23 protein-coding genes and 1 pseudogene are annotated in these 22,201 nt (G+C 41.3%); 11 read left to right on the top strand and 13 right to left on the bottom strand.

The annotated features are described in order from the left end of the window. Positions 1-9 precede the first annotated feature (9 nt). Both KN1_RS00505 and KN1_RS00500 read left to right on the top strand, forming a co-directional pair. Entirely contained in the window at positions 10-426 is a 417-nt protein-coding gene (locus tag KN1_RS00505; RefSeq protein ID WP_221288693.1) for a DUF3211 domain-containing protein, read from the top strand. Between the two features lie 267 nt (positions 427-693). Next, positions 694-1,674, top strand: a complete 981-nt coding sequence (locus tag KN1_RS00500; RefSeq protein ID WP_221288691.1) for a right-handed parallel beta-helix repeat-containing protein — start codon at positions 694-696, stop codon at positions 1,672-1,674. Here KN1_RS00500 and KN1_RS00495 read toward each other — a convergent pair. Continuing rightward, positions 1,633-1,887, bottom strand: coding sequence for a HypC/HybG/HupF family hydrogenase formation chaperone (locus KN1_RS00495; protein WP_221288689.1), 255 nt, complete (start codon positions 1,885-1,887; stop codon positions 1,633-1,635). The genes KN1_RS00500 and KN1_RS00495 overlap by 42 nt on opposite strands. A gap of 44 nt (positions 1,888-1,931) precedes the next feature. Between KN1_RS00495 and KN1_RS00490 the strand changes: the two genes are divergently transcribed. Continuing rightward, entirely contained in the window at positions 1,932-3,095 is a 1,164-nt protein-coding gene (locus tag KN1_RS00490) for a nickel-dependent hydrogenase large subunit (protein ID WP_221288687.1), read from the top strand. Here KN1_RS00490 and KN1_RS00485 read toward each other — a convergent pair. Beyond that, complete coding sequence (locus KN1_RS00485; RefSeq protein WP_221288685.1) at positions 3,068-3,388, bottom strand: hypothetical protein; 321 nt, start codon at positions 3,386-3,388, stop codon at positions 3,068-3,070. The two genes, KN1_RS00490 and KN1_RS00485, sit on opposite strands and share 28 nt — an antisense overlap. Before the next feature lie 419 nt (positions 3,389-3,807). On the opposite strand from KN1_RS00485, the gene KN1_RS00480 reads away from it, so the two are divergent. The 4 genes from KN1_RS00480 to KN1_RS00465 all read left to right on the top strand — a co-directional run bounded on the left by KN1_RS00480 (position 3,808) and on the right by KN1_RS00465 (position 8,913). Then, positions 3,808-5,259: an APC family permease gene (locus KN1_RS00480; RefSeq protein ID WP_221288683.1), complete on the top strand. Its 1,452-nt coding sequence runs from the start codon at positions 3,808-3,810 to the stop codon at positions 5,257-5,259. Positions 5,260-5,512: 253 nt separating this feature from the next. Next, positions 5,513-6,049 (top strand): helical membrane plugin domain-containing protein, encoded by a 537-nt coding sequence (locus KN1_RS00475; RefSeq protein ID WP_225905743.1) that lies wholly within the window; start codon positions 5,513-5,515, stop codon positions 6,047-6,049. 391 nt (positions 6,050-6,440) lie between these two features. Continuing rightward, positions 6,441-7,421 (top strand): NADH-quinone oxidoreductase subunit B family protein, encoded by a 981-nt coding sequence (locus tag KN1_RS00470; RefSeq protein ID WP_221288681.1) that lies wholly within the window; start codon positions 6,441-6,443, stop codon positions 7,419-7,421. After that, entirely contained in the window at positions 7,414-8,913 is a 1,500-nt protein-coding gene (locus KN1_RS00465) for a nickel-dependent hydrogenase large subunit (protein WP_221288680.1), read from the top strand. The genes KN1_RS00470 and KN1_RS00465 overlap by 8 nt, the downstream gene beginning before the upstream one ends. Here KN1_RS00465 and KN1_RS00460 read toward each other — a convergent pair. Then, on the bottom strand, positions 8,910-9,266 hold the full coding sequence (locus KN1_RS00460) for a winged helix-turn-helix transcriptional regulator (protein ID WP_221288678.1): 357 nt from the start codon (positions 9,264-9,266) through the stop codon (positions 8,910-8,912). The two genes, KN1_RS00465 and KN1_RS00460, sit on opposite strands and share 4 nt — an antisense overlap. Before the next feature lie 664 nt (positions 9,267-9,930). On the opposite strand from KN1_RS00460, the gene KN1_RS00455 reads away from it, so the two are divergent. Continuing rightward, positions 9,931-10,920, top strand: a complete 990-nt coding sequence (locus KN1_RS00455; protein ID WP_221288677.1) for a hypothetical protein — start codon at positions 9,931-9,933, stop codon at positions 10,918-10,920. Positions 10,921-11,540: 620 nt separating this feature from the next. Here KN1_RS00455 and KN1_RS00450 read toward each other — a convergent pair. Next, the gene (locus tag KN1_RS00450) at positions 11,541-11,948 is read right to left on the bottom strand and encodes a rhodanese-like domain-containing protein (protein WP_221288676.1); all 408 of its coding nucleotides are present in this window, start codon (positions 11,946-11,948) and stop codon (positions 11,541-11,543) included. A gap of 384 nt (positions 11,949-12,332) precedes the next feature. After that, on the bottom strand, positions 12,333-13,172 hold the full coding sequence (locus KN1_RS00445; RefSeq protein ID WP_221288675.1) for a hypothetical protein: 840 nt from the start codon (positions 13,170-13,172) through the stop codon (positions 12,333-12,335). Between the two features lie 342 nt (positions 13,173-13,514). Between KN1_RS00445 and KN1_RS00440 the strand changes: the two genes are divergently transcribed. Continuing rightward, complete coding sequence (locus KN1_RS00440; RefSeq protein ID WP_221288674.1) at positions 13,515-13,955, top strand: hypothetical protein; 441 nt, start codon at positions 13,515-13,517, stop codon at positions 13,953-13,955. A gap of 671 nt (positions 13,956-14,626) precedes the next feature. Here the strand turns inward: KN1_RS00440 and KN1_RS00435 are convergent. The 4 genes from KN1_RS00435 to KN1_RS00420 all read right to left on the bottom strand — a co-directional run bounded on the left by KN1_RS00435 (position 14,627) and on the right by KN1_RS00420 (position 17,410). Then, positions 14,627-15,013: a type II toxin-antitoxin system VapC family toxin gene (locus KN1_RS00435; RefSeq protein WP_221288673.1), complete on the bottom strand. Its 387-nt coding sequence runs from the start codon at positions 15,011-15,013 to the stop codon at positions 14,627-14,629. Next, positions 15,010-15,267, bottom strand: coding sequence for an AbrB/MazE/SpoVT family DNA-binding domain-containing protein (locus KN1_RS00430; protein ID WP_221290405.1), 258 nt, complete (start codon positions 15,265-15,267; stop codon positions 15,010-15,012). Before KN1_RS00430 ends, KN1_RS00435 begins: the two co-directional genes overlap by 4 nt. Before the next feature lie 230 nt (positions 15,268-15,497). Then, positions 15,498-15,752, bottom strand: coding sequence for a hypothetical protein (locus KN1_RS00425; protein ID WP_221288672.1), 255 nt, complete (start codon positions 15,750-15,752; stop codon positions 15,498-15,500). Between the two features lie 5 nt (positions 15,753-15,757). Further along, positions 15,758-17,410: a helicase HerA domain-containing protein gene (locus KN1_RS00420; protein WP_221288671.1), complete on the bottom strand. Its 1,653-nt coding sequence runs from the start codon at positions 17,408-17,410 to the stop codon at positions 15,758-15,760. A 227-nt stretch (positions 17,411-17,637) separates the two neighbouring features. Here KN1_RS00420 and KN1_RS00415 point away from each other — a divergent pair, with 227 nt between their 5' ends. After that, positions 17,638-18,372, top strand: a complete 735-nt coding sequence (locus tag KN1_RS00415) for an endonuclease NucS domain-containing protein (protein WP_221288670.1) — start codon at positions 17,638-17,640, stop codon at positions 18,370-18,372. Positions 18,373-18,822: 450 nt separating this feature from the next. Here KN1_RS00415 and KN1_RS00410 read toward each other — a convergent pair whose 3' ends face one another. Further along, positions 18,823-19,197, bottom strand: coding sequence for a clan AA aspartic protease (locus KN1_RS00410; RefSeq protein WP_221288668.1), 375 nt, complete (start codon positions 19,195-19,197; stop codon positions 18,823-18,825). Then, on the bottom strand, positions 19,173-19,535 hold the full coding sequence (locus tag KN1_RS00405) for a ribbon-helix-helix domain-containing protein (RefSeq protein WP_221288666.1): 363 nt from the start codon (positions 19,533-19,535) through the stop codon (positions 19,173-19,175). Before KN1_RS00405 ends, KN1_RS00410 begins: the two co-directional genes overlap by 25 nt. A gap of 1,165 nt (positions 19,536-20,700) precedes the next feature. Here KN1_RS00405 and KN1_RS14895 point away from each other — a divergent pair. Next, positions 20,701-20,826: a hypothetical protein gene (locus tag KN1_RS14895; protein ID WP_258712534.1), complete on the top strand. Its 126-nt coding sequence runs from the start codon at positions 20,701-20,703 to the stop codon at positions 20,824-20,826. Here the strand turns inward: KN1_RS14895 and KN1_RS00400 are convergent. Both KN1_RS00400 and KN1_RS00395 read right to left on the bottom strand, forming a co-directional pair. After that, positions 20,823-21,636 (bottom strand): annotated as a pseudogene (locus tag KN1_RS00400) (transposase); the annotation flags it as partial. The gene KN1_RS14895 and the pseudogene KN1_RS00400 sit on opposite strands and share 4 nt — an antisense overlap. A 193-nt stretch (positions 21,637-21,829) precedes the next feature. Continuing rightward, a complete protein-coding gene (locus KN1_RS00395; protein ID WP_221288665.1) occupies positions 21,830-22,174 on the bottom strand; it encodes a hypothetical protein in 345 nt (114 codons plus the stop codon). Positions 22,175-22,201 lie beyond the last annotated feature (27 nt).

Genomic DNA, 22,201 nt, shown 5'->3' with positions numbered 1-22,201 from the left:
ATTAATTTGATGAAAGTTGAATACTCAGTTACCACGTCTCACACAAGAGAGGCGCTGAGGGAGATCTTATCAGACCCAGTGTTTGTCCTTCCCAGGATTTTCAAAAGCATAAAAAATGTGCAGAGGGATCGTTCTTCTTATTGGGGTTCCGCAAGTTTTTTAGGAATTTCCCACGAGTTTCACGGAAATGTGTATACTTCATATAGCAGGATAATGTATGTCTTTCAGCTTAGAAGGAGAGAGGGAGAGTTGGGTAATGGAAGGATAGTGTTCAACTTGAAATCAGAAGGTAGTCTGCAAATAGAAGTCGAATATGAAGGATGGATGGAAAAAACCTCGCTAAGGGTTTTAAAGAGGTGGATGGACGAATTTATATCGGTAATTGATGAGGAAATAAGGCTAGAGAGGATAAAGAGAAAGATATAATATTAAGGCTTTATATTCTCTTTCTTTTTTATTCAATTCAACTTATACTCACTCAGTCTATTGAAGGGCAAGATGAAGTTAGCTAATAATGCTTTTGGGCTCATAACGCAGGACAAGACATATACCGCCCTACGTTTATAGACCCGGTTTGTTAGACGTTACATGCTGTACGTATAAAGGAGTACATGGGGTTTGGGCTTAAATTTAGTTTGTGATTTGAAAAACAATATATAGTAATTAAGTGAAATAATAAACAGTCGGTTAATTATGGTGACCGAGAGAACACAGTATTTTACACTCATAATTACCTTACTATTAATAATCAGCATCTGTCCTCATTTAGGTCTGAATGCGGTAATATTGTCTGAAGTAGGTAGCAAACCTAAAGTTATTCCTCCCGACCTCGTGATCGATCACGTTAAAAACGTCGCATTCGATAACATTACAACGAGTTGTATTACGATTAAGGACTCAAGGAATATAACAATAGAGGGCTCTTACATACACAATAGTCAATATTTTGGTATTTCGATTATAAATTCGTCTAATGTGTTAATATTTAACGATACAGTGGTAGGGAACAACTATGATGGTGTGAATATACAAAATTCGTCTAACGTCTTTATCCAGTTCAACAATATTTCATTTAACGGTCACGACGGAATAACCGTATGGGAAGGGAGCCAGAACATAACCATAAGCAGTAACGTACTCGTGGGTAACCAATACGGCATATTCATTTTAGGTAGTAATAATGTTAGCGTAACACGAAATCAGGTTATTAACTCTACAATATACGACGTATACCTATATGATCCTGCTTACGTTGAAGTAAAAGATAACGTAATCATAGGTGGAGGAGCAGGTGTAGAAGTAGATTACGGTGATTTCATTTACGTGAGTGATAATGTTATAAGCCATGACCAAGTAGGAGTTTATCTAGGTTTAGGCATATACAACATGAGCTTATGCTATAATAACATTTCTTTTTCCAAATATTTTGGCTTGGTTATACACTATTATCCTCAACCTTTTCTCTCTAAAGGAAACATATTTAAGTCCGCCCCTACTATTTACTTTTTCCAGAGACCTAACTCAACGAACACAGTTGAAAAGCAGTCCGCCCCTACGATCATTACATCTCCGCATAAAAAATCCGTGTTAGTATCTCCTATTGCGGTTGCTGTTTTGGCTACCGCCGTGTCGCTAACCTTTCTTTCCCTGCTCAAGAGAAGACGTAAGGGCTAATTCTCTCATCTGCCTTTCGTAACTTAACAGCTCAAGGTATTCTCTTTCACTTATTTTCTGTATTATCATACCATAACTGACTAATACGTAGTCTCCTTCCTTTATTTCGTCTTCAGCGTTGTTAAGTGCAGGTGTAGGTTCTCCGTTACCGAAGTCTACTAATGCTATCATATCTCCTACTTGTACTACCTTAGCTGGTATACTGATGCACACAATAATAATGTTATTTTATTAACTTTATAAATATTAGTTACATAATGAGCTTGTTAGATTTAGAGGTAATCGATTTAGATGTGGAAATAAGGAAAGGAAAGGTGGTAAGGGCGAGGAGTTCCGGCAACAGGGTCAGGGATTTCGATAAAGTGTTCTTAGGGAAGAGGGCTGACAAGCTCTATCAGCTCCTACCGAGGATCTTAGCTACTTGCGGACAATCACATATTTTGGCTTACACGCAGGTAGGAAAGTCTTCCGTAGAAATTACACAAGCCTTAGTCATCCTTGAAATAATAGAGAGCCATATAAAACACCCTTACGCCTACTGGTTCCCTTACACCGTGAAAGACCCCGCTTATTCCTTTCCCAACGGAGATAAGTTTAAGAAGATCATCAAAATTTCACAAGGGATAAAAAGTTTAATGGAGAGAATAGGAGGAAAGTGGCCCCATACAGACTACCTTGAATCTAAGAAAAAGGTAACGGTTAAGGAGGAATGGATCAGGGACGTAAAGACAATAATTGAAAAGGAGGTTATAGGGATGGACTTACAACAGTTCATGGATTTAAGTTCAATTGATGAACTGAAAGGAGACGTAAAACTTCTGGTAGAAAGCGGTCAAGAATTTGATACTCCGTCAGGGCTGGACAAACATTTGGTAATAGGGTTTCCGTTCAATTATTCGGGGGATATTAAAAAAATTGAAGATAAGGGCTTGGAGGTCTTTTATGAGGGTGAGAAGGTTGAGGTAGGCCCTTTAGCCCAAGCACTAACGTTTGACAATTTTACCAGGAGATATTACTATAGGAGAGGACCTTCGCCTTTACTCAGGGAGCTATCCAGACTTAGAGTTATGGGAAAACTGCTGTTAATGTTGTCGGATATAGATATTGAATCGAAAGGTTTTGAGATAGAGGAAGGAAATTACGTCTCACACCTAGAGTCTATAAGAGGGTCATTAATACATACTTTTGAAATTAACAAGGGGATAGTTTCGTCTTACAGAATCCTTCAACCAACTACGTTTATCGCTCAGCCCGGCGGTGCACTTGAGAAGAGTTTAGAGGGAATTACGGTCGACGACCCAAAGAACCCTATAGGAATATTGTTAACTGTGGCTTCTTTAGACACATGCTTTGTAACGAGGATTAATGTATATAGTGAAGGAAAACTAGTAACTCAGAGAAGAGTAGGGGGGTTTTGCTGACTGTAATCTCTTTTCTCAACTATGACTGTAACCGTATTATTCTCCTTCTCGTCCGTGATTATACTCAGAATTTTCTTGTCTGGAAAAAGGGAGTTAGTTATTTCCGTTACCTTCTCGGCATCTTTTTCTGAGTTAGCTACAAATAAAATAATCTCTGTATTAGTTGAGAGGAGTAACAATTGTATAAACTCATTAGTTATTTTTGAAGTATCTACGCGTATATATTTTACTTTTCTAAGATCTAAGCCCATTAATTTCAGAAATTCACAAATTTGTCCTATTTCGCCGACCATTAAAACTTATCATACCGTCTAAGTTATATAAAGTTATTTTAGATCGTGTTTAACATTACCACTAGACAATTTACGTGTTAGTCAGATTTAAAATTATTTTATTTATAATAGATTATTTGTTTAAAAATTTAGCAATTTTTATTAATAAATACCTCAAAATGCATTGATGCTCCTCATCATATCGTCATTAAGCTATTTATAAATAGAGTATTACTTACGTGTAGGAAGCCTGTGATCAGGCAAGGTTTAGCGTGTCCCTCTTGTGGTAGTCATCACGTTGTTAAGTGAGGTAAGCCGTGTGATTACCTCCCACTCCGGTGGGCATTAGACCGCCTTAGAGTTAATTGTGGAAAGGATCACGAAAACATATATACTGGTGGTAGGAATAAACTATTAAAAATTCCTACCGAGGTGAGAAGATGAAGTTAGGTTGGCTAAGGAAAGAAGTATTACACATAAACGATCTGATACCTCTCTCAACTTCCAGTGTAGCACCAACGTTCAGTATAGCAGCAGCTTATGGAAGTATGGTATCAATCATGGGCCCCCATGCTATAATGGCAGTAGTGCTATCGTTTCCCTTCTTCCTTTTCGCTTCAATAATATTCAGGCAGCTAAATAGGAAAGCGCCCCACGCCGGGGCCTCGTACCACTGGGGGATGAAATTCATGGGCAAAAAATACGCTGCTTTTCAATTCTGGATCGTTACACTGGCCTATTTCCTATCCCTACCCCCGATAATAATACCTGCCGGGGAATATACGTTGGACATGTTATATAGGCTGGGGTTGATCACGAGAAGTACGGAATTAAGTGTGTTCTGGGACTCTATAGTAGGTATATTATGGGCGATTGTAGCCGCAATACCCCTCATACTAGGAGCTAAGCCCACAGCCAGGTTCACAGAAGCCTTCCTGATCGTGGAATTAACCATTTTAGGTAGCTTTATAGGTATAGGTCTCATTTCCTTAAACTCTCACGAAGTTAACAATTTCAGTTGGGACTGGTTCTTCGACCCCAAATATTTTTCATCCCCGAATAGCTTCTTGGCTTTAGCAGCTACAATGGTTATTGTCGCCACCATCTTGGACGGGTGGGAGATAGACAGCTATGCATCCGAAGAGTCTAAAAAGCCCCACAAGTGGCCCGGTCTATCTGGTATTGTTGGGCTCCTCTCAGTATTCCTGATTTACATGATCACTATGCCAATAATGACTATTGAAACACCTATCCCTGCCCTGTCATCTTCTGTAGACCCACTGGCCAGGTGGGCATCTTACGTGATCCCTCAATACGTATGGTTAATGGATATAGCAGTTATTACTTCTACAGCCAGTTCGCTGTGGCTTACCGCTTACATCCTATCCCGGGCTTGGTATGCGGGTGCTAGGGATGGAATACTACCGGAATTTTTCGGGTGGACACACTCCAGAACTAACTCACCCGTCTTAAACGTGTTAGTTTTGACTGCACTCGAGGTCTTGGTTCAAGTGCTGGAACTCGCTTTTCCCTCTGTGTCGTCATTCTTCGGTATCGTACTCACCGGGGCTGGTGCTTTCCTGTTAGCCGAATTCGGTATGGACGCAATAACAGCAACAGTTGTTTGGTGGAGGAGCAGGGCTGTAAAACCTGTTGACTGGACAGTAAGGATAATATCGCCCTTAACTGCAATAGTAATGGTAGGAATTGTAATTGTAGGCGTTATAAATGCAGGTTCGGCCTTTCAGGTTCAGCCTTCCATTTACGCTGTCACTCTAGGGGTACTCGCGTCGTTTGGTTTACTTTTTGTTTATCGTTCTGAAAAATATAAATTAGTTGTACCGGAGTGGTTAAAAATAGATGATAAGACAATTTTAAAAGATGAAAAATAATAACATTAGCGTGAACTTTAGCTCTCACTTATTAAAAACTTTTTAATCTCTATATTAGTCAATTTTTCTAGGTCTTATAAATTTAACTGGCGTTGGACTTAGGCAGGCCTGCAAATATTACTGTTCAACTATAATTACAAATAAAGGATAGTTATTTTTATTATAATAATATTCGTAAACAAAGAATATTTTTACAGAAAGCAATTAGTTGAAACTATCAAAATATTTTTATTTTTCCATTAGTAAAGAGGTAATGATGACCGAAGATCTCAAGGAATTACTAGAAGATGAGGACTATAAAGAGGGTCTCAGAAAATTAATAGAGATGGTGATCTATTTAAACAGTAGCGGGATACTTGATTCTATACTAGATCTTTTAAAAAGCGGAAACTTACTAAAATTCATCAGGTCACCAACATTTAAAGCTATAATTGAGTTATTGGGAGATATACAACAAATGATAGATAGCGGAGAAGTGAACTCAGAAGACTTTATCAACGGTATAACTGCAATAGCTAAGCACCTTGACAAGATAGGGAAGGTAGTGAGTAATCTAGAACAGCATGGAGTATTAGATGTTATGACCTCAGGGCTTTCTAAGGCTGCTGAGAAAATAGTCAGAGAAAACAGTCAGTCTAATATTGTTGAGTTATTAGCGTCGTTTGATGATCCCGATGTTAAAACTACCTTAGCTTATCTCCAATACATGTTAAAAGAACTGGGAAAATCGACCAGACCTCTAATCGAAAAAGATTCCAATAGTAACGGGGAAAAAGGTGTTAACTCATAATTTCTAAATAATAATTATACTCGATCAGCGTATAGAAGACAATAGCACCTTTAAAATTATATCGGGATTTTGAGCGTGTTATAGGTGAGAGACTCCCGTCCTTAAGGGTCTAACTAAGTATACTCCTGCATATTTCACTCAAATTGTGAAACACCAATTATACTGTCGTCACTGACCTATAAAATCTCCTCGCAGCACTTAAGGCATGTTAAGTCATTGAACCACACCGTAGCTGTGAGGTAAGAATCCCTTTCGTGGACAATTTATAGCCTAATAAGTGTACTATGGACGCCAATTATAAACATATTTTTACTCAATTAATACGTAATTCACATTATATAGTAACTTAGTATATGAAAATATATAAACGTATAATTTATGATCATTTTACATGACAAAAAATATTTTATGGTTACAAGGTGGCGCATGTGGCGGGAACACTTTATCCTTCCTTAACGCTGATCAGCCCGACGTTTTAACCTTCCTTGAAGACAATAATGCCAAGCTCCTTTGGCATCCTTCACTTTCCCTAGAGTCCGGAGAAAAAGTGAGGGAAATTTTAACTTCGATCCTCAGAGGAAGAGTCCGCTTAGATGTACTTATCTTTGAAGGTACAGTGATCCTAGGGCCGAATAACACCGGAAGATTTAACATGTTTGCAGGGAGGCCCATGAAAGACTGGTTAAGGGAATTAGTCCAAGTAGCAGATTACGTGGTGGCTGTGGGTGATTGTGCGAGTTTCGGAGGGGTACCAGCCTCAGACCCCAACCCTACCCAGTCAACAGGCTTACAATTCCACAAAAAAGAAAAAGGGGGATTTCTAGGGAGCGGGTTTAAGAGCGTTAAAGGCCTACCGGTAATTAACATTTCAGGCTGTCCAGCTCACCCATCATGGATAACTACTACACTTATTCAGGTTCTCTCTGACAGGCTTACCTCGGAAGACCTGGACGAATATCAGAGGCCTAAATTTATTTACTCCACGACTACGCAGTTTGGTTGTCCAAGAAACATTTACTTTAGCTATAAAATAGGGTTAAAAGAATTCGGGCATCAAGAAGGTTGTCTTTACTTCAACTTAGGGTGCAAGGGTTCTTACACTAGGTCTCCGTGTAACCTAATCCTATGGAACAACCAAAGTAGCAAGACTAGGGTGGGAACTCCTTGCTTCGGATGTACTGAGTTCGATTTCCCTACGTTTAATTTCTTCATGACCGAAAAGAACAGGAGTGGGATCCCTAAAAGACTTCCCTTAGGGGTAAGTAGGGGTAGTTACACTACTTTTTCAGCAGTAGCTAGAGCAACGGCTCCTAACTACTTGCTCAAGCCCTTAAACAAGAAAAAAGGAGAAGAGGCAGATTGGCTTGAATGAGAAAGTTATAAGCCCTTTTAATAGAGTTGAGGGAGACTTAGACGTAAAACTAATATATGACAAAAACAAAATCGTTGATGTCAAATTCTCATCCAACTTATTCAGGGGAATAGAGGTAATACTCAAGGGGAAGAACCCGTTAGACAGCCTGGTCATAACCCCTAGAATTTGCGGAATTTGCGGGGCATCACACTTATACGCTGCGGTGTCAGCTTTAGAAATGGCTTATAAAGCAGAAGTACCTTTTAACGCAGTCAAAATACGTAATGTAATGAGTATGGCTGAAATCTGCCAAAACGACGTCAGACATACGTATCTGATGTTCCTGATCGATGTAACCAATAAGAGATACAAGGACACAGAGTTCTACCCGGAAATAGTGAAAAAACTCTCTCCTATGATCGGGACTTCGTATAGGGAAGCGTTTAAATGGTCAAAAAAATACACTGAAATATACGCCATTTTTGGAGGACAGTGGCCCCACGGTTCCGCGATGGTACCGGGCGGTATAACAGCTGACCCTCAACAACAGGATATTGTAAAAGCTAAAGGGATTATAAGGCAAGTAACAAAGGAGTTTTGGGAAAAGACAGTCCTAGGAGGTCCGTTAGACCAATTCCTTGAGACAGTAAGGAGTTTAAAAGACCTCGAGCAGTGGAGTGAAGATTATAAGGAGGGTGATATCTCGTTAATTTATAAGTTCGGTGTCGAGATGGGACTGGATCACTTGGGATATGGTTCAGGAATACTGATGAGTTACGGACACCTTCCCGTGGAAGAATATTCTTATGACAGCGAGTTAAGGGATTTGAAAAGGCGTTTCAGAGGCGGTCTATATTTCATATCATCGGACACGTTAGACAGTATAGACCAGAGAAATATCTTAGAGTTTGTTAACTTCTCCCACTACACCTATTCTAGGGGAGATACAGCGGGGCTACACCCATTTGAGGGGGAAACCGTACCAGAAATAAGCGATGGGAAATACACTTTCACTAAGTGCTTCAGGTATAGATATAAGGGCTCACTCGTGGCCCCTGAAGTGGGGGCATTATCGATGATGTCCATAAGTGCTAGTCCTCTTATTACGGACATGGTAAAAAAGAAGGGACCAAGTGTCCTCGCAAGGGTTATATCTAGAATAGTGAGGGTTTCACTGTTTCATAAATTAATGGAGGAAGAGCTCGACCAGTTCGTCATCGGCAAACCGACATATAAGAAAGTTAACCAGAGGGATGGAACGGGTTTTGGTCTAGTCGAGGCCGCAAGAGGAGCACTAGGGCATTGGGTAGTTATAAAGGACGGAAAAATAAGTAATTATCAGATAGTGACACCTACTCAGATAAATATGGGCCCTGAAGATCCTTGGGGGAATAAGAGCCACTTGGCTAAGGCACTTATAGGAGTCGAAGTAGCTGATCCAAGAGATCCAATAGAGGCGTACCACGTAATTAGGGCCCAGGATCCGTGCTTAGTATGTACAGTCCATTAACACAGAAATGTATCCTTATGTTCGTTATCGATAAGGTTGATCACGCTTATAAGAATCTGAATCGCGTTCTTCACTGCCCTACCTTCAGTAGTCAGGGAATAATAGACCCTCAGAGGCTCTTGCTCGACCTCCCTCTTTACCAGTTTAAGCTCTTCCAACTCCTTTAAACGGGTAGACAATGCCTTCTGAGTTATCCCGCTCATCTTACGTTGAAGTTCATTAAACCTTAACCTACCGTATTTATCTAAAATAATAAGGATAGCATAAGTATATTTCTTGGCTATCAGTTCGAACAGCCTCGAAGAATAGGCCATACATAGATCTTCATCCTTAATACAGCATTTAGAGGACATAGGCTATTTCACCTTAACTGCAAAATAAGTTTTTTGGGAATTAATTAGGCTATAATTATAAATAGATCTAAAAAACATAATGACTATATTATGATTAGTTATGGCCACTAAGGCATTTATTGTGAACTGAAGAATTTTTTCTCGAATTAAGGTAATTCTTGGACAAATAATAAAATGTATCTAAAATTATTCTAGATAAATTATAAACACATTACCTTACGCTTTTATACGTAGCATGTAGTAATATTGTAGTATATGTATTTAATAATTGTTATAATCTTACTTTGTTTAGATAAATAGAAACCGAAAAAGAGACATGAATCACCTAAATATAAAACGGACACGTTTTATAGCGAGATAATGAAAACTTTGCCCTTTAACACCTGACTGAGTATAATATTGTGAAAAAGCAGTATTAGTTCTATCAATTACCTCTCGTTAAATAATGTATCTTATTATCGGCACAAGTTTTATATATTCATACACAAAAGAAATATTACTGCATACACTTATTTAAGTGTCCATTACCATTTTAACTAGTTCATATCATACATATAAAATAAATCTTGTTAAAATCATTTTAATCTTAGTCCGTGTCCATAGTTAGAATAGTTTTAACTCTTTTTTATTACTTTTCTAAAACTATGATAATATCGGACTTAAAATGAAGCGAAAAGATAAAGAAAATAAACTAGACAGAAAAAAGAAAGCTGTATCAAATGTAGTATTTGGTGCAGCTGTAATAATACTTTTAATAATAGCAGCAATAGGGTTTTACTTATATGCAACTAAACCAAGCGTAACCACTACAGTAAAAACCACGTATACGCATACTGTGCCTATGATGTATAATTTGTCTGCTGCTTTTCTTAATGGTCAGGTTATAACTTTTAATTATACTATGGACTTTAGTTGTAATACGTCTGGTATTACGATTTTTGCTAATGAGTCTCAGCAGGAGAGTGTTGCTGATGGGTGTGAGGTTGGTCAGGGTTTGCCTTCTTCTGATTTACCGTCTAATGCTGCTCCGGTTTATGTGATTGTTCCTGCTTTTGCTGGTTTGTCGATTTTTGGTGTGCAGAAGTTGGGTGCTAATGCTCAGGGTTTCCCTACGTTTACTTATAATGGTACTACTTATACTGTATTGACTCAGTGTGGTGCTGCTGATACTCCTGCTGCTTGTCCCGACCACATGTCTTTGATATATTCTCCTGCTTTTACTGCTGTTGAGGAGTCTTTGGGGATTAAGAATGGTGTTTTTGGTCTTCCTGAGGGTGTTTTGCCTACTCCTGCTCATGACCACATTGTGACTTTTAGTACTACTCAGTCTATACCATGGTATATTGTAGTAGTACTGGTGTTTAATCCTAATATTTTCCCTAACCCGTTGACGGGTCAGTGTGAGCAGATTGTGCCTTCTAATGTGACTAATGATACTTCCTTGTGCTTGAACTCTTATGCTAATTTGCAGAAGGCTTTGAGTACTTATGATAGTGCTGTTTTGATGGCTAACCAGAATAACCCAATATGGAAGACGCTGTTGAACGGTAAGGCTGTTGACGCTATTGAAGTACCTTCAAATATGATATTGTACTTCAGTGACCCCAACGTATACCCATACCCAGACGCATACTACACATACACAAGCTCATAAACAAGCCTTGAAAATACAAAGATAAGTCATCCTAATTTTTTTAACTATTATAATTTAGTTGTTACTTACTTTTTTCGACTATTTAAAGAGCTATAAACACTTGAGATCACAGAACCACGGGCTATTCAGTTTTTCATTGCTAATTGTAATTTTACCTTTTAAATTGACATAATTCAGTGCACAAATAGTATAATATACTGAGGTTGTTCTATGTAATTCAAATTATAGCCTCCTTATATAAGCTTTCACTCGTCCCGTCGTGTTAATATTACTTTTAGTATTTATTTTATAGTTAAAACCCTAACTTTAGTGAGATAAATTGAAATCACAAAAAGACCCGTTAATGTTTTTCATCTAGCCCGTTAATAATACTACCGATAATAGGGATTTAAATTAAAGAAAATAGACCTATTAAGTTTACCTCCTTTTTTAGTCTTTTCATAGTAATTCCTAAAGACTAACGCACTACTCTTAAAGATATTAAGTAGTGTTAAATGTGGAACAGACACGTTACCTTGGAAAACACTACAATACTTAACCGCCACGGTTTTTCAAAAAGTAAAACGAGCAGACCACTGTCGTCTTACCTGTAGGGGGCTCGCCTGAGTTTTATCTAGGCCCTACTTGCTCTTTAATAGTTTATACCATAGCTTGCCGTTATCATCGATGCCTTTTTGGACTTCGTACCCCATCCTGATCCATAAGTCTATACCACCTATTACGTTATAAGCCCTTAATCCGTCGAATAAATAGGGCTTACTGTAGACTAAATATGTCGACCTGTTAGCGTGTTCACATATCACAGCCACTTGACTTAACTGTGTGCGCTCAATGAACCGTGGGAACAGAAAGTCAAAATAATCTAGGGGTATGAGTACCGACCCGGGGATGTGGTGTTCTTGGTACTCCCAAGGTTGCCTGATGTCCACTATTACAGCTTCCCCCCTTTTATACAGCTTCCTAGCCACTGAAGGAAACACGTCTAATATGTTGGGGAAATACGGGGTTTTTCCTCCTATTATTTCCATCACATTTTATTCTCAAGACCGGTATTTAAACACGTTGAAATTTTAGATTTTATAAATAATTTTTACTTTATATTTAATTTTTAAACAAGTCTAAAACCCCTGCGGAGAACAGTTTTATAAAAGACGGAAAGCCTTACCATTTAAAGCCGGGACGTAGATTTAAATACGCCTTTTTCTAACGATAACTCAGCAGCGGGGGAGAGGGTGAAAAAACATTACATGTTAAGGGGTGTTAAGCTCGAAATAAAGACCGATGAGAAAACCGTGACGTCACACGTCCATTTGGAAAAAACACACCAGACATAATGGTGTCATGTAGGACGCTAATACTACTATGATACACCTAGTCCTTTCAGTGATAGGCCTTGTAGGTTTTCCTAGATTTCACATAGGGGCCGTGTTATTTACCGTCTTCTTACTCTGTACCCTCTCTAACATCGCCATTACTGCGTTGTCTAGGTCTAGGGAGTATAACGTCACCTTAGCGGTATTGGGTATTGATAGTAGCTGGAGTAAAGCGTCCTGCCCTGATATCAAGCTCTCGTTGTAGTTGACGTTAATCCTCTCTATCCTCCCGTTTTTGATCAGGATTTTCCCGTTTACACCTTCTCCCTCTATCGTTATTACACCGTAATGGACCTCGCTTATACCCTTTAGTACTTTGGCTATTATATCACTGAGGCTACCCTCGTCACTATACACGACAGTAGGTGTTATGTCCAGTTGTGAGGCGTCGCTCGGCTTAAAGTAGTACTTTACGTAAGGGACTATATGGTCCTTGACTATATGTTCCGGTAGGGCGAAGGGTGTCTTACCGAAAAACCTGTCGAACGCTGATATCTCGTATTCAGAGATAACAGAAATCCTCACCAGTGACTCTAAAGTCCTGACACTTCTTACTTCGAAGTTAATGTTCCATTTGAGTTTGCCGTCACTTGTATTGCCCTCATATGCTATCCCTGAAGGGGTGTACAGTGGCCCTTTCATCTCCCCAATGTTTGTATACACTTTACTCTCAGGCGTCCCGAAGATATAGATCACTTTAAACTTGGTAGAATAACCCGACAATGAGGACGGGGTCACGTATTTCTGGGACTTGGGGTCGAATACTTGGAGTATGCTCACGTGCCCGAATACACCTGATAAGAGGAACGGGTCTGACAACCAGCGTAATATCCTCTCCTTAGACGCGGGGACTGTAATTTCATGTGTATAAGATCCCATTCTCTTCCCAATTATTTAATATAAAACGCTCTATTTAAATCTAGTGGTATATTTGAAAATATAGGTTAAATATGATATCTCCTTTTAACTTAAGAATTCTACTTGAAATAGGCTAAAGGAAATCATAGTGTCGTCACCGGGCCATAAAGTCCCGTTATACTACTTAAGGCATGTTAAATACTTTTCCCGCACCGTAACCCTTAATAAGTTCACTTTCACGTCCAGTCTAAGCTTAACGACGGGACTATGAAGGAAAAGCTCACTTTTAGCGTGGGGAATAGAAACCGTAAGAGGGACCACTAAAACGATATATTTATTACTTTAAGAAAAAAAGATTATTTTGTGCCCAGTGATTTATGGCTGGAGTATTATGTAGACCCAGAATACTATAGGATGGGTAATTACGAAAAAGGGCTCTATGACATGGGTTTGAAGGAGCTCGCTAAGTTCCGCTATGCGAGTATGAACCCCTACCAGACCAACTCCTCCCAAAACGTCCCCCCGGTTACGATAAGTTATGGGAAGAGGCCGACTAACCCTTCGCCCGACTCTCTTAAAGAAGTCCTTGGTTACGTCTATGGCATCTTATTTTTATTATTTATCCTGTCCCAAGTCCCATCGGGGCTATTTCACAGTTTTCCAGACCTCTCTTCAATTCTCCTTATCCTCATTATACTTTTTGTTGTTTTTCCAATACTGATTACCTTAAGCGTGACATTTTCACTATACTCCCGCTTGCTCTTACGCCAGCTGAGAAAATTATTAAGGAAAATAAAGAAGTAAATTTTTAAGTAGATCTTTTTTGAGAGAATATTATTCACCGTAAAGGTGGTTTTGGGCTATTCACGGGCGTGTTACGAGCCGTACTCACTCAATTAATAAAAGCCCACCGGGACGATAGTACAGTGCGGGGCATCTATTAGCAAGGACTCGGGTCTTGTACTTTAGCGTCCTTCTGAGTATGAAATACGTTAGACCGGTGTACCCCTACACCTGACGTCCCCTTACACTGGGAGGTCGAGGATCTCCCCGGACCGGGCCGTCTTCTACACCGCGGTTCAGGTAAAGGGTTTTATGTAAAACCCTTATGTCAACATATTTTTATTAATTAAACTTGAGTTATTACATATTTCACGGTTATGGGTAGAGGACTCTTGAATATTTAACTAAAATTAAGTATAAGCACAGACGTAAATATTTAGGGTAATACTTAGTTGCCACGATTTTTAAATAAGCCCGACCAGAGTTTATTTCATTTGACGGTCAATATGGGGTTAAGCCCCGTTAGTCCCTGAGGAGAGGAGTAAACATGTCCGGTTACTCTTTAAGGTACAGACGGGCCTCTACACCCGCTCGGTATATTAAAGGGAGTAACATCGTTTGTCAAAACTTTAGGGAGTTAAGGTGCTAACAGTTTTTGGTAACATACTACTCGGTATAGTAGTGGTGGTCATTTATCTAAGCCAAACCCTTTGGACACCCTTCACTTTATCGAAGTCTGCGTCTTCACTGACGACCCTTAAGACGGAGTTATTTAACATAACAGCTACATGGAAAGCGTCGGATGGCTTTAAGCCCACCAGCATTATGTCCTTCGCCCTCTTATACTCCTCAACCGTTATAGGGAATACTACAGAGTACGGGAGGACTACATTGTCTAAAAACTCCAAAGTGTCTTCATACTTCACACCGTATTTCTTCTTAGACACATAGACTACTTCATCAATAACTAAGGGGTCCAGTGCAGTATTTTCCTCACTGAGGAGCTTATAATAAAACTCTTCTACTCCTCTTACACCTAAGTTCAAATAGATGAGGAAGTTAGCGTCGAGGAAAATCACTCAAATTCCTCCTCTAGGCTTATATTAGCCAGCTCACCTAACTTAGCCTCCTTTGCATACGATATTTTCTTCTTGTGTCCCTCCATATATTTCCTCAAGGACTCGAGGTCGACTTTCCTTTCAGGCTCGAGGATAATTTTCCCGTCTGTGACACGTAGTATTAGTACGTCCCCCTCTTTAATCCCGACGAGGTCCCTTATACTTTTAGGGATTATTACGTAACCTTTTTTCCCGACTTCCACCTTCAGGGCCAAACCCGGTTCACTGGAGTTAATCTGGTTAAACCCCAATTTAAACTTTATACCCCGTAGCTGTTTATACTAACATACGTGTCCTAAAGCCCTGACCGTAGAATACGCAAAACCGTTTAGCATGACCGGTAAAGACACACCGGGTGTGAAGGGTCTCGCATAAAACGCTGTCCATTTACAATTAAAGAGGGGAGAGGTTTTCCCCCTTTTTGCTTTTTAACATTTTGTCTAGTTCACGGCGGGCTGGTCTGCATTAACACGTCGTTAAACCTGATAGACTTGACCAGTGCTAACCCGGGAGGTGCACTTACCAACATGTCAATATACTCCTTTGCCCCCATGTCCTCCAAGACGTCCTTGTTGTTCCTCATAATTACCTTCGTGTTGGTCAACTGGAGTATGAGCTCGTTCAGGTCTTGGGGCATATGAGTGGCTAATACCGTGCCCAGTCCCCTTACCCTACCCAGCCTCAGTATCCTGTTGATCATCCTCTCTATCGTGGACTTTGAGACTTCACCCCTAGCTTGGGGAAGAACTCATGTGCTTCGTCCATTACAAGCAACGTGAGGAACGTCTTCTTTGGGTTCTCCTTATACCACTTGTCCTTGAAGCCGTACACCTCGTTTAACACTTTGTATACGATAATACTGAGGGGGTCTGTGGACTCTGTGGACTCTAGCAGGAACGATAAGTCTACTATTACCAGTTCAGAGTTCAGTACGTCATCAGGGATTTCGTTTATCGTATTAGGGATGTCGAATATGCCGAAGTCGTTTAAGCTCCTGAGGAGCCTGTTAATGTTTGACTCCGTACTGGAGTGTAAGTCTAAGTCCTCTTCCATGACGTATTTCAGGAGGTCGAAGAGTTGGAAGGTAATTGAAGGGTTAGGGCCCCCACCGAGCTTATCGTTTCCTCCCTCCTTCTTTATTATCACGTACTCTACGCTCTGGTTACCGTGTTGGACCCTCTTTGACACCCTTTTACTACTCGTGACCTTAGAGTTAACCTCCTTGAGGAGTTCCCCGGTCAGTTCTAAGGGTTCGTCCACCAAGTTACTGAGGGCCATATGATTTAAGACCCAACCGAACAACTTGTTGACCAATGCCTTATGGTCGTCACTTAGGGGTTTATTGCTCCCTACCACCAGTTCCATTAAGAAGTGGTACAGGTTGGCTTTAAACCTGTTATATATCGGTTCCCACATCATCGACGCTTGGTCGCTCATATAGGGGCTGATCTGGTTGAAAGTCCTGAACACTTTAGAGAACTTAAGTGAGTAAGGGTAGAACTTAAGGTCCCCGCAACTGACGTAGTCCCCGAGGCCCTCAGCGCCTTGGCAGTACCTCTGCTGGACCATTTCCTCAAAGGTATTATAGGTCTCTAAGAGCTGTTTAGTGACGGGGACGATTACTGACCCTTCTAGCCCCTTCTCCATGGCGAACCTGACGAAGTCCCCCTGCCTGTCGAAAACGACTGACTGCTTGGGTATACCCCGGTCGAATATGACGGACTTTAAGAGGGTAGTCTTCCCCGACCCGGTAGTCCCTATTATCAGGACGTGGTGCCTCAGGGTCTCTTCGTCAAGCACTACCCTCGCCCCTATCTTCTCAAAGCCCGAAAACACGTTCCCTATTGTCACCCCTTCCTTAGGCATGTTCAGGGCTATTTCTACCAGCTCGTCTTTAGGCAGGAACACGGGGGACTGGGGGTCTATGGGGGAGACTACGGGAGTAGGCCTTGGGGCCCCCTTCTCCAAGTCTTCTACCCTGACTTCTGCGAGGGGGTTTATTGTCAGGACTGTGTTCGTTATTATAGTCGACGGGTCTTCCCTACCCCTTATCTCCCTTATCCCTAAGGCGGTCATCATGTCCCCTCTGGTTATCATGTCGACTGAGCCGATGACGATGACTTTCGGGATTATTGAGGCTATAGCGATTACCTCCCCCCTCTTCACGGGGTTCTGGAAATAGCTCTCAAAGGAGATGTCCACTTTTATGAGGGGTTTACTCCCTATGTTAACGTACTCAAACCTCGTGACTTTGCCTATTACTCTCCCGTCCTTGGAGAACTTGGACACGACGTCATTTGCTTCCTTAACTCTAGCCTTCAACTGTTCGATCAACTTATCGGTGTACAGTTCTTCCATAATACGGTATTAGTTATAGACTTTAAAAAGGATTACGGAGCTTGTAAACACTCCTTAATATTTACATAACCTTTACCGAAATTGTGAGAACCCTCGCCTTTTCATACCAGTCCCGCCTATTGTGGGGCATTCCACCCCATTAGCTCTTTCCACCTGTTCACGACCCCCAGTCATTGGTTTCCCTCTCCCTTCAAAACATATTTAAACTGAGTGGGGAATATCTGGTTATGGAAGACGAGATCGCAAAGTGGTTTAGGGAGAGCGTTTTGAGGATAGTCGAGAAACTGAAGAGCGGGCAAGAGCTGACAAATACTGAGGCTTATATCGCCCTGACATATTTCTATTTACAGTCTTTTGAGAGGAAGGTAGAAGAGTTAGAGAGGGGCTTAAGGGACGAAATAAGGAAGACTAGAGAAGAACTGTTAGCTAACGACGAGAAAATAAAGAGGGAGCTACTTGAGAACGATGAGAGGGTTAAGAGAGAGATAATAGAGTACATGGATAAGACTAAGAAAGAGCTACTGGAAAATGATGAAAAAATAAAGAGGGAACTGCTCGAGAACGACAAGGTGATAAAGGGTGAGCTCGAGGCTAAGATCGACGAGGTGAAGGGCGAAGTCGCAGCAATTAGGAGTGATCTAGGTATCCTTAACGAATCGTTCTTTATCAGCAACTTTTTGGGTAGTATTAAAGAAGGGGGTGAGAGGGTAACCAGCGTTTACAAGCATTATGAGACTCCTGTCGGTGAGGTCGACGCCGTTGTCGAGACCGACAAGGCAGTTTACGTTATCGAGGTTAAGTTTAAGGCTGAAATAAGGGACGTAGACGACTTGTTGACTAAAGTCAAGGAAGTCGAGAAGGACTACCAAGGTAAAAAGGTCGTCCCGGTACTCGCTGGCCCAAAGATTAATAAAGCTGTGAGGGGTTACGCAAAAGGCCTAAACGTCATGATATACCAGTGACAGTTGACCATAAGGTGATGCCTTACAACGAGTTACTACGTCTAATACGGCTGAAAATACGACGGCCCCTTTAACGCCCCGTAACGCCTTAAGGAGGACACCCCTCCTGATAACCTGAAAGGGCTACTATACCTGCGGGCAACATCCTCTTTCGTGTCATGAACGCCATAAGACTTGTCAAACAGTTAACCCTGATTTCCCTTGGTAATACCAAGCAGTGGTAATACTGATAAAGTTTTCAGGCTTACACACAGTTTGTTAAAAAGCACGGAGCTAGGAAGGGGCTGAGCACTGCTAAGGCAAGTCCCGAAACCGGGGGGCTCACCGACCTAATGGGCGTGGAGGGAGCTCTTCAAGCTTGTCGGAAACCGTTTAGGTGCGTTAGCCCCGATGAAGGGCCTCTAAGACGAGTTAAAGTAGGATAGGTACTGTCATAAGTAAAACTACAGTTTAAGGATCCCTTACACAGATTTCCTCTCCTTTCTTAAACTCGACGTTTAATTTCTTTAACATCTCCCTACCTATTAATGTCAGACCTCTGCCGAATATCGGGGTTTCGGCAAAACCCTTAAGAATTAAACTCCCTATTTTAACGTCTACCTTTGCTACCTTAGTTTTAATTAGGCCGTTCAACGTCAAGTAGAACCTTGAGGTGTCAATCTCTAAAGAGCTAATTTTATCATAAATAGGTTGGGGGACTAAAAGAAAACCAGAAAACCCGGTGTCGATAAGGGCCTCAACGTCAACCGTAACTCCGGTATTTGGGTCAATTACAGTTACGGGTATTAAGGGCCGGTCGCTTACCCTAAAGCAACTGATGTCCATCCCCATTCTCCTATAACTAGTTTAGGGTATTTATTACTGCTCAATAAACATTTAGTATGGCCTTTAGCTTTCTCAATTGCTTCCTCCTCACTCTCGAAAGCCCCTATAACCTTTCCTTCACACACTAACACGTACTTTCCCTCATTATAGGCTTTTATCGCGTTTGGGTCTGTTTTTAACACCGCATAGTTCAAGTCCTTTACACTGTTAGTTACCTCAAGCCATAAGGCTATAGCTTGCTGGACAGCTTCAGATACACTAATGCCTAAGGCTTCCGCCTTTACTTTAAGTACCTTATAGAGGTCTTCGTCAATATCCTCCATCACTATCTTAGCCATAATTAATTATACGCCTAAGGGGGTAATAAGTACCTTTGAAACCAAGTGCCCGATGACCCTGACCAGGGAGTCAACGAGTAGTTTTAACTCGGACTGTTTTCAAGTAAGGGGGCAGTCAAGTACCCTAACCGTGGTATCTCAAATATACACACTCTACGAACCCTTTAGTTTAACAGACGTTTCTCTCCTAGCCTTCACCAATACTCAATGAGACTTTAAGAAATACTAGAAAACAAACCGTAAAAACTTAGGTCGTGAAAAACCTTCTAACTAATTTTTAAGGCATATGTGGCCTACAAACCGGGCCTGACGTCCAGTAACGGGCCTTTCGGTCACGTTTCGAGCACAGTGTTAGCCGAGATCACCTCGTGAGCCACCTAGACGTACATAGGAGGGGCTTATCTCCCCTCCCCAATAACGGTAATGAAGGACAGTGCCAACTATCAATCCCGGGGGCCTGCTGACCTCTCCTCCAACCTCTTACGGCAAACCTCAGCTTAATACTTTGGGGGCGTCATAGCACGTGTTAAATCTGTCCTACCACCTTTTACAACTGGACTGCCCTATCACACCCCAAGTCGAGGATGTTAGCGATGTCCTTAGGGATATAAATCACGTAGCTTTTACCTAACCCTTATAGTCCCTTCTTGACGAGGTTTACCTAATTAACCGGGGCGATAATACTTTCCGCAATACTATACCTCACTACAAAGGCCTGACTTCTTATATTAGTCAGGGCTTAAGTCACACTGAAAGGGGTAGTGACGCCCCTTAAGCTCAGACCCGAGGAAGTGCTTAGCCCCCTTATGTAAGCTGAGGAGTCTGGCTTACTGGAACAGTTGAGGGGGACCTATTTCGGTCTACATAATCTCCCCCCTTTGATAAGAAAAACACTATACTTTATCCCCTTAACTGCAGAAAAGGGCAATTACTGTCAGTCCCTTATAGAAGAAAAGGGTCACTATAATGGTATACCGATGTGATATTACGGTAAACTTCGTCATTATTATTAAGGTGAACGAGGAAATTACTAAGGCTTCACAACTAGTGAACACGATAGTGGGGCTGAGTCCCCTACCCTATGCGGTTTTTCAGCTTTATTCGGTCGGTAGCATAATGAGTTTACCTATGATTACGCGTAGAGGTTGATAATGAAGGAAACCCTATGTATTTCACTACCTATGAGGAGTGGCTGAGATATGTGAGGACTTCAGGTTTAGAGGAAATAGCGTTACCAGAGGTCAAGACACTGGAGCTGGAAAAAGTATTGACAGCAGTTATTCTACTTTAACGTAACTTAAAGATTTTCATCAGAGCCGGTGCACCCCCTAAACGGTTTTCAATAAACCACAAAAACTCTTCCACACTCCTCAAGTTAAGGGAGCTCACCAAACCCCTTACCGTGTTAACAACCATCACGAAGAGGGACAAGTAACCTTGCAACCTCGACCTCTTGAGGAGGAGTCCTGCACACCCAAGGCCTTGATGTCCTTGTGCAACTCCTCTATCTCCCACCTTATCTTCCAAGTCCTCATTACCTCCTCGTCGCTTAAGTCCAAGTCAGTAGTGTACAAGTTTAACCTATCACCTTTATATACTACTATTAACAACTTTACTGTGATAACTCTGTCCCCTAGGGTCAGGTCGGCTAAGTAAGACCCCGGAGGGAGGTCCCTGACGTGTGGGTGCCCCTCTACCCACGACGTCACCCCAAGGCCTTGACCCTGAGGAGCCTCCTGTTAGACTTCAACTCCGAAACTACACTACCCTTCACTAGTTTCTCAGACCAGTACCAAGAGTCGAAGACTACCCTTACCACGGTGAAGTACTGCTTGAGGACTTCGAGTATTCCTGCAGCCATGTCTATCTTGGTCTTGAACTCGTTTACCACCCCACTCTCCCAGGTTTTTCTCGTCGCGTAGGGGAACGCAGATTAGGTAGGTCTTGCTTGTGGTTAGGTCGTGTATTGTTAGGACTTGGGCCCTTGGCCCTATTTTGCGTGTGTTGAGCGCTAGGTGTAGTTCCCGTATTTGCTTGCTGTGCCTTTAACTCTTGAGTATGGTTTGTGGTCGAATGTGTCGTCGGTTATTACTATTACGGGTCATTCACGGCTCCTTTGCGATTTCTATTTGTCTAAAGAGAGTGAGATTATAACATTAAACATACACACAGCAATATTAATACATAGTATGTGTAAAGGCGTAAAGTGACGTGTAAATAATTAGATTTACATAGAATAATCTTCGTGTACTGTATTATTTGTATACCGAATTATATTAATTTAAGAGAGATAATTACAATTCGCAAAGGATCCGTGAAACTCCCACTATTACTGGTCCTGTTATTTGTTTGCGTAGTGCTTGGAGGTAGTCTTCCCACGTGTTTTCGAGGTGTTCTAGTGCTTCGAGTAGGTTGGGGTAGTTTAGTTTGAATGTATTGGAGGTGTTCTTGGTGCTCGCTCTCCCTCCTGTTAGGGGTGTGAGTGATAGGGTTAGTGCTGTCTTTCTGCTCAGCCCTGCCATGACCAGTATCCCGACTAAGAAGTTGAACGCTTTGATGAACTCGTTTTTTGCCTTGTGTAGCTCGTTTTCGTTGTTGATGAATTTCTCGTGTTTCACATTTTTCAATAAGTTAGGCACTACTCTAAAAACTTTATTGGTAATACC

This window comes from Stygiolobus caldivivus (genome assembly GCF_019704315.1).
Lineage (GTDB): Archaea > Thermoproteota > Thermoprotei_A > Sulfolobales > Sulfolobaceae > Stygiolobus > Stygiolobus caldivivus.
This window is presented reverse-complemented; position numbering and strand designations above follow the sequence as displayed.